We start from the raw sequence: 8,091 nt of genomic DNA, 5'->3' as shown, positions 1-8,091 counted from the left end.
GACCCGAATTCCGTAACCGAATTGGTTATCACTCCCGATGATCCCCGTTGGGCTTTACCTTTCAATCCTCAAGAAGCTGAAAACATGGGATGGCGACAAAATGAAGGGTGGGAATAGAGAGGTTTATAAAGTTCCTGAACCCTGCGGATGCTTTTTTACAGCCATTGGTATGGCCGATCGGGATCGGAGGTTCCGTTAAGAAGGTACCGCAGGGGCTACAGAATTTATAAACTTTAAAATACCGGGCTGCGTTACTTCCTTCCTGCTTCGTGTCACTTCGCAAGCTCCTGATGGGGGAAGCCGGACTTTTTCTGGCCTTGCCCCAAAAAACTACTTCATCATCACAAGTAAAAAAGATAAAGGCCCGAGGATCTTTTTCAATTTTTGAATACCGTGTGATTTCAGCAATTTTACGGTTGCAACTGTAATTCCCATCTTACGGGCGATTTCTTCTTGCGACAAGCCGTCGCAGGAATAGCCGATTACGGTGGCTGTACGTGGAGGAAGTTGTTTGATCGCCTCAGAAAGCAGCCGGTATCTTTCTTCTTCTATCACCCAAAGCCCTGCCTTTTGTTCAAACAGATAAGCATTGGTTTGGGCAAGATGGTTTTTCTGCATCCGAAGGTGGTTCAGGGATAGATTACGAACGGCGAGATACAGAAAATTACGTAGGGATGGGCCGGGGGATAGTTTCCGTCTTTTTTCCCAAAGGTTGATAAATACTTCCTGTACAATATCTTCGGCAGCCAACGTATCTCCCACGATCCTGAATGCAAAAGCATAGAGTGCACCTGCATAACGCCGCATAACGATTCCGAAAGCCTCGGCATCATGCCGGGTAATACGTTCGAAAAGAGTACTGTCGTCTATCGAAGCATGTTGGATCATGAAGTAAAATTAGCTAAAACCTGTCTCTGATATCTCTGAAATTTCACATTTTTAGGAATATCCTCGAAAACAAAGATAATTTTTAAAACTGATACTTCCAACGATAATCGGTCTCATCCTCTTTGTCCGGAGAATTTATTTCGGTTTATGTAGCTTTCGGGGAAATCAAAGCCAAACCCATCGGATCAGAAACCTTCAAAGTAATGAGGGAGCTAAAAGCTCCGAGCTTTGTGATATAAAAAAAGTGGAAACAGAATTTAAACAGGATAGAAAAAAAATGAAAACGACAAATATGAAAATAAAAGCAAAGACTATTTATGAGTTGAAAAAAGAGGCTGAACTCGAATGAGACAGCCTCCACAACTTTAGTATCTTCTTTCTTTGCGTTCACCGTTGAAGTTGTTGTTACGGTGGAAACCGCCACGATTTCCTGCAGGACGTTCTGTTCTAGGACGAGCTACAGTTACGTTGATTACTTTTCCATCATATTCAGCCTGATTCAGTTCGTCGATAGCTTTTTGTCCTTGTGCATCGTCAGCCATTTCTACGAAACCAAAGCCACGTGATCTACCGGTTTCACGATCAGTAATTACCTTTGCAGAGGAAATTTCTCCATATTCCCCAAATAAATCTTTTAAGTCGCCATCATTTACGGCATAACTTAAATTTGAAATGTAAATGTTCATTAAGTATAAAACTTTAATAATTAAAAATAAATTCGAAATGAGGTTGATAGCTGAAGGAAAGTCTACTTAACGATACATTATACATGAAGGCAAGTCGCTTTAAATACAAACTGATTCAATTCTCAAATACCTCGCAAAGATAAGCTATTATTTTAAATACAACGAATTATTATCCGTGAAAAATCCATAACTTTACCCAATATGAATTTATTGGAAATTTTTTGTTAGTTAAAATCGAAATTTATGCTCATTATCCTTTCGCCGGCCAAAACTATGGATATGAAAACTTTGGGAGATACTTATCCGTTTACTTGGCCTTTATTTCAGCAAGATGCCGATCTGTTGGTTGGAAAAATGCAACAATATGGTGTTGAAGAATTGCAGAAATTACTGAAAGTCAGCAAATCTCTGGCAGAGGAAAATTACAACCGTTATCAAAAATTCGATCAGGCGGACACGCCAATGAAACAAGCCCTTTTTGCCTATAACGGGAGTGTGTTCAAAACCATGCAAACCGACACGATTCCAGTGGCCGATCTCGGCTACATTCAGGACCACCTGCGGATTGTTTCTGTGCTGTATGGTTTACTCCGCCCGTTGGATCTGATAAAAGCTTACCGGCTTGCATATACGTTAAAATTGAAAGGGCTGAACCTGAAAAATTTGTATGAATATTGGCTTCCCAAACTAACAGCTCCCCTGATCGGCGATGTGAAGCGTTCGGATGGAATATTGATCAATCTGGCCAGTTTGGATGTATGGGGAGCTTTCGATGAGAAAGAACTCCGGGCACAAGTGAGAGTGATAACTCCGGAATTTCAGGAATGGCGGAATGGAAAATATGAAACGATTCGTACTTATGCCAAACAAGCCAGGGGAGCGATGACCCGTTATATTTTGCTTCATCGTCTCGAAACTCCGGAAGAAATAATCCGGTTCGAGTGGGAGGGATTTCAGTTTAATAAAGAGATCTCGGATACAGAAAGATATATTTTTACCCGAGCCAGATAAGAAAAAGCCGATTTTAGATTTTAAACAAACGGCTATCGAAGCTTAGCAGTTATTTAAAACCTAAAATCGGAACTAAAATCAGGCGTAAGTTTTTGCCTGCATTTCTCCGCGTAACACCATCAGGCCATTCATAGCCAAAGCCCGCATTTCATCCTCTCCCGGATAAACCTTCACGGGGGCGATAAAGCCGACCATACGGGTAATATAATCGGTGATGGGTTTGCCATAAGCAATACCTCCGGTCAGTAAAATAGCATCAACTTTCCCTTTCAACACAGCTGCCATAGCTCCGATTTCTTTCCCGATCTGGTAACACATGGCATCCTGAATCATACCATATTCTGCATCTACCGGTGCTTTCTCTTCCACCAGCCGCATATCGTTCGTTCCCAAATAAGCAACGACTCCGCCGTTCCCTTTCAGCATTTTCTTGACTTCGGCCTTTGATTTTCCACTAAAACACAATTCGACCAAAGCACCTGTCGGAAGACCTCCCGAGCGTTCAGGGGAGAAGGGACCGTCTCCGTCCAGGGCATTATTGACATCGACGACACGTCCGCAACAATGTGCACCGACCGAGACTCCACCTCCCATATGGGCGACGATCAGGTTCATTTCTTCGTATTTTTTCCCGACTTCCCGTGCATAGGTTCGTGCAATGACTTTCTGATTCAAAGCATGGAAAATAGATACCCTGGAAAGGGCAGGGTGACCGGAAAGCCGGGCGATCGGATCCAGTTCATCCACAACAACCGGGTCTGCGATATAGGCTTTAGTTCCGTTATGCATTTCACGTACGATATCCCGGGCGATCAATCCTCCCAGATTCGAAGCATGCTCTCCCATTACCGGATACTCCAGATCATGAGCCAAGGCATCATTTACCTCATAGATTCCCGATTCGATCGGTTTAACTAAACCGCCTCTGCCAACGATTGCATGAAAGCCGTGAATGTCCCAACCTGCTTGCTGCAATTCGGATAAAATGATATTCTTCCGGAATTGGAATTGTGAAGCGACGGTTGCATAAGGACTCAGTTCCTCGGCTGTATGACGGAGTGTTTTGGAAAAGATCTCTTTTTCATCTTCAAAAATCGCAATTTTTGTAGAGGTCGATCCCGGATTGATGGTTAAAATTTGAAATGACATACTTTCACTGTTGAGTTTAGATTATTAATTATTTTACTACAAAAGTTGTAAAATGAAATCAAAACTCAAAGAAAAGCAGCAATTTTATATTAATTTTAGGATATTAGCGAATAACCAGAAGTTTTTCATGATCGAATCGTTGCATTTCAAACAAATCGCGTTCGGGCCATGAATGGACAGAAGCCATAGCTTGTCTTACCGCATTGTCGATGTAATGAGGGAAACGCGAGCCCTTCCAGCTGCTGGTGTTGGTCAGGAATACCCACGAATAACCGTCTTTTTGCTTTTTCATCAATGCACTGGTACCTGCTAATGTACCGCTACGAAACCATTCTCCCCGGCTAGTCGTCTCTATCCAACCGATGGGGTAGGCACTGGGAACTTCCTGGGTCATGTAGTCGATCGACGCATCACTCAGCAGATCGGGGATACCCGGATCTTTATCGATGACTGCCAGGAAACGTAAAAGTTCGGCTGGAGAAGCGACCCAACCACCTGCACCGTAGAGTTCTTCAATATTATTGCCACCGTTACTACGTGCAACCAATTTTCCGCTTCCATCACAAGCCTGAATCTGTTCTGCATTGGAAACTTCATAATATTTTACCTCATTAGGCAATTTATCATCATACAGATTTTTACCTAAATGCATGTCGAAACAACCGGCAGGACGCAAGATATGTCTTTTTACATAAAGTTCGTAATCTTCACCCGAGACCTTTTCTATTACTTTAGATAAGATGCCGTAACCGATATTGGAATAGCGGGCTCCGGAACCGGGAGTAAATCCCAATCTTCGGGAAAGCACGAATCGTATCATCGTATTCAGATCGGCAGGAGGAGGTACCTGCATTTTCCTGGCAATCTCAACCGGACAAAACATGGGGTCACCATAGGCAATGGAAAATCCTCCCTGATGACGTAATAAATTTTCGACGGTGATTTTAGTCGTACGGGGGTCTTTTATATCTGAAAAAATGGTATCGTTTAAAATTCCCTCGGGACCGAAAACCCGATCCTGTAAAGTCAGTTTACCTTCTTCCTGCAACTTCATGATAGCCACGGCAGTAATTAACTTGGAGATAGAAGCTATCCGGAAAACATGCATGACATCCATGGGGACGTTTTCTTCTTCATCGGCAAAGCCATATCCTTTACTATAAATCAAACGATCGTCCTTCATCAAAGCAAAAGAAGCTCCCTTAATTTCCCATTTTTGCATAAATTTTCGGATTATCCGATCGAATTTCAAGGTGATGTCCAATTCAGAGTCATTGTTATTAATAACTTGATTTGCAGGGAAAAGCATAAGCGAATCGGAGGAAAGGGTTGAAGATAACAAGGTCGTATCTTCAGCCGGGGAAAATATACTCTCTTCCAGACTCATTCTCCAGGGCTTTACAAAAATAATCAGTCCGGCGACCAGTATCAATATAATATATTTCATTACTTATTTTAATGTTGTAATGAGCGGATCTCATACACAAGATGCTCATCGAACGAGTTTTAATACCATTATTTTGCAATATTATAAAAAAGATGACTTTTATAAAACTTTTGGGGAATAAAAACTTCTTAATATTACCTAAAAGTGGCTTTAACACTCTTCAAGCAATCTGAAATAATATTTCATCAGTTCTTGTAATAATGGTAATCCGGGATCGAAACGAAGCTCATCGATTCGGTTGATTGGCAAAATTAGAGGAGAAGTCCCGGACAGAAAAGCAGCATCATACCGGGCTAATTCAGAGACAGGAATACGCTTTTCAATGATCGGAAACCGATGTTTATGGCAAATATCGAATACTCTTTTCCGGCTTGTGCCGGGAAGAACATACTCTAAAGGGGCAGTAAAGATGACATTGTCCCCGATAAAGAACACATTGGAACGGGAACCTTCTGTGATATATCCTTCTTTATCGACCAATAAGACCTCGTACACCTGTTTTTGTTTTATCAGTCGGTTCGTACGTGTCCGTAAATCCGTATTGATGTATTTTACACCGGGATTTTCACGCATGGCGGAATAAGTCAGGGTCGGAACTCCTTGTTTATAATCTTCGGAAGTGGGATAAGCATGCGGAATTTGGAAAATATATTCATCCGGTTTGCCCGATGTAAAATGCAGTACGTATTTCAGATTACCTTCGGTCATGTTTTCCAGCCGGATAAAATGCTGCAATTTATCCGGTAGGTTTAAATCTTCCACATGAATATCGATGTTTGATTTTTTTAGTGAATTATCCAATCTTAAGAGATTATCTTTTAAGAAGATGGGATTCCCTTTAAAAATCCGGATCACTTCGTATATGCTCAGGCCCTTTTCAAATATTTTTTCTGAAAATCCGGCCTCTGATGTAACAAGGTTATTCTGTAAAATCATGGCTTTACAATATTCAAATCGTTTATTCTTATAAGTTTTTACAAAGATACAAAATACCTATTTCCGTTTCTCAATAATTTGGCGTAATTTTGGGCACATTTATGGAGAATAGCTTACAAATACAACAGATCGAGCTGTTCCTGGAAGAGGTGATTATCCGGGAGCTGGGTAAAATGCAGGAAATAGAAATTTCTTATATGCCATTTGTATTGATGGGACAGGCGATCGAGGTATTGGGCGGCTTTCTGGACAATAAACCGATGAAAGCGAAAGGACAGTCTTCCCGTCGGTTTTCAAATAGTGTAAACCGGTTGTTCGGAGGAAGATATCGTTTGTTGAACGATAAGCTTTATTTATATGATAAATTGCGCAACCAAATGACACATACATTTATTCCAGGAGGGGATTTGTTGCTTTTAAACCATGCAGATCCTGCCGGTCGTTATCAGCATTTACAGTATTCCGGAGGAAAATTAGTTTTAATAGCCGACGTGTTTTATCAGGATATTTGTCAGGCTTGCCGGCGTTTGGTGAATCATTTGAAGGAAGGCCGGATAAAACCGAAAAATATAGCATTTGAGAATGAAGGATAAACGGATCATATTGATCGGAGCAGGGAATGTCGCTCATCATTTAGCTCCTGCCTTATTGAAAGCAGGGTTGAATTTGTGTCAGATTTATAGCCGGAGTATCGAATCGGCCCGGGAATTAGGCAGGAAAACCGGTATTACTTATACTGCTGATCTTTTCGGTATCTATCCGGATGGGGATATTTATATTTTTTGTGTAAGTGACGATGCATTACTCTCACTGTTCAAGAGTATCCGGATCAATAAAGAGGCTATAATCCTGCATACGTCCGGCAGTTTGCCCATGGATATTTTTAAGCCCTATGTCACTTATTACGGAGTTTTGTATCCTTTACAGACTTTTACCAAAAAGAGGGATCTGGATTTTAAAGAGATCCCCTTGTGTATCGAGGCTTCGAATCCGGAGGTTCTGGAAGTGCTCCGGGGATTGACAAGACTCTTGTCGGTGAGAGTAGAGGAAATTTCTTCAGAGAAAAGGAAAACTTTGCACTTGGCTGCAGTCTTTGCCAATAATTTCGTCAATCATTTATACGGTATTGCCGGGCAGATTTTGGAACAGGAAGGATTGGATTTCAGTTTATTACGCCCTTTGATTTTTGAAACGGCTCACAAAGTCATGCTGATGACTCCCGAAAATGCCCAGACAGGTCCTGCCCGCCGGGGAGATGAGTCGATCCTGGGTATGCATAAGGCGATGCTGAAAGATAACCGGAAATTATTAAATTTGTATACCCAACTTTCTGATTCTATCCGTGCTTCCGTATTGAAGTCTGCCGAACAGAAAGCGGAGAGCGATAATAAACCTTTAATGTTAACTTTGTGGTAATCAAAATAGAAAATGAAATTTTTTAAAGACGAACTTAAAAAAATACGGGCTTTTGTATTCGATGTCGACGGAGTATTGTCACATCAATCCCAAAATCTCACACCGGACGGAGAATTGATAAGAACTTCCTGCACGAAAGACGGATATGCCATTATGTACGCTATCCGGAAAGGGTATATCATTGCCGTTATTTCGGGAGGTGGGGCACCGGGCGTACGCGAACGTTTGGAGAAATTAGGAGTCAGACCGGAGGATATTTATCTCAAAGTCGCTAATAAAACAGAGGCTTTAGCAGAAATCGAACAACGTTATTCGCTGGACAAAGAAGCCATTATGTATATGGGCGACGACATTCCGGATTATAAAGTGATGACCCAAGTCGGATTACCGGTTTGCCCGCTGGATGCTTGCGAGGAAATCAAATCGGTTGCCAGGTATATTTCTGATATCACCGGAGGAGACGGATGTGTAAGAGATGTTATTTCCCAGGTGCTGAAAGCGAAGGGAGATTGGATGGATACCAACTGTTATGTAAAAAGCATGTAAATTGAAGAAAAA

9 protein-coding genes are annotated in these 8,091 nt (G+C 41.7%); 4 read left to right on the top strand and 5 right to left on the bottom strand.

Annotated features, from left to right (window positions below):
• Window positions 1-330: 330 nt before the first annotated feature.
• The gene (locus WS34_RS00585; protein ID WP_013611008.1) at window positions 331-888 is read right to left on the bottom strand and encodes an RNA polymerase sigma factor; all 558 of its coding nucleotides are present in this window, start codon (window positions 886-888) and stop codon (window positions 331-333) included.
• Between the two features lie 365 nt (window positions 889-1,253).
• Entirely contained in the window at window positions 1,254-1,574 is a 321-nt protein-coding gene (gene rbp, locus WS34_RS00580; protein ID WP_013611009.1) for an RNA-binding regulator, read from the bottom strand.
• A gap of 243 nt (window positions 1,575-1,817) precedes the next feature.
• Here rbp and WS34_RS00575 point away from each other — a divergent pair, with 243 nt between their 5' ends.
• On the top strand, window positions 1,818-2,585 hold the full coding sequence (locus WS34_RS00575) for a YaaA family protein (protein ID WP_022160883.1): 768 nt from the start codon (window positions 1,818-1,820) through the stop codon (window positions 2,583-2,585).
• Between the two features lie 78 nt (window positions 2,586-2,663).
• Here the strand turns inward: WS34_RS00575 and buk are convergent, their stop codons facing one another.
• The 3 genes from buk to WS34_RS00560 form a co-directional block, all read right to left on the bottom strand.
• Window positions 2,664-3,734: a butyrate kinase gene (gene buk / locus WS34_RS00570; protein WP_013611011.1), complete on the bottom strand. Its 1,071-nt coding sequence runs from the start codon at window positions 3,732-3,734 to the stop codon at window positions 2,664-2,666.
• A 103-nt stretch (window positions 3,735-3,837) separates the two neighbouring features.
• Window positions 3,838-5,181, bottom strand: coding sequence for a serine hydrolase domain-containing protein (locus WS34_RS00565; RefSeq protein ID WP_046402441.1), 1,344 nt, complete (start codon window positions 5,179-5,181; stop codon window positions 3,838-3,840).
• Between the two features lie 150 nt (window positions 5,182-5,331).
• Window positions 5,332-6,117, bottom strand: coding sequence for an aminotransferase class IV (locus WS34_RS00560; protein WP_013611013.1), 786 nt, complete (start codon window positions 6,115-6,117; stop codon window positions 5,332-5,334).
• Between the two features lie 101 nt (window positions 6,118-6,218).
• On the opposite strand from WS34_RS00560, the gene WS34_RS00555 reads away from it, so the two are divergent.
• From WS34_RS00555 to WS34_RS00545, 3 genes are read left to right on the top strand one after another with little or no spacing between them, the layout of a single operon-like run.
• On the top strand, window positions 6,219-6,710 hold the full coding sequence (locus tag WS34_RS00555) for a hypothetical protein (RefSeq protein WP_013611014.1): 492 nt from the start codon (window positions 6,219-6,221) through the stop codon (window positions 6,708-6,710).
• Entirely contained in the window at window positions 6,700-7,533 is an 834-nt protein-coding gene (locus WS34_RS00550) for a Rossmann-like and DUF2520 domain-containing protein (RefSeq protein ID WP_013611015.1), read from the top strand. Before WS34_RS00555 ends, WS34_RS00550 begins: the two co-directional genes overlap by 11 nt.
• Before the next feature lie 12 nt (window positions 7,534-7,545).
• The gene (locus WS34_RS00545; RefSeq protein WP_013611016.1) at window positions 7,546-8,079 is read left to right on the top strand and encodes a KdsC family phosphatase; all 534 of its coding nucleotides are present in this window, start codon (window positions 7,546-7,548) and stop codon (window positions 8,077-8,079) included.
• Window positions 8,080-8,091: the final 12 nt, after the last annotated feature.

Source organism: Odoribacter sp. N15.MGS-14, assembly GCF_000980245.1.
In the GTDB taxonomy this organism is placed as follows: Bacteria; Bacteroidota; Bacteroidia; order Bacteroidales; family Marinifilaceae; genus Odoribacter; species Odoribacter splanchnicus.
Note: the sequence above shows the minus strand (reverse complement) of the source record. Positions and strands in the feature narration are given on the sequence as shown.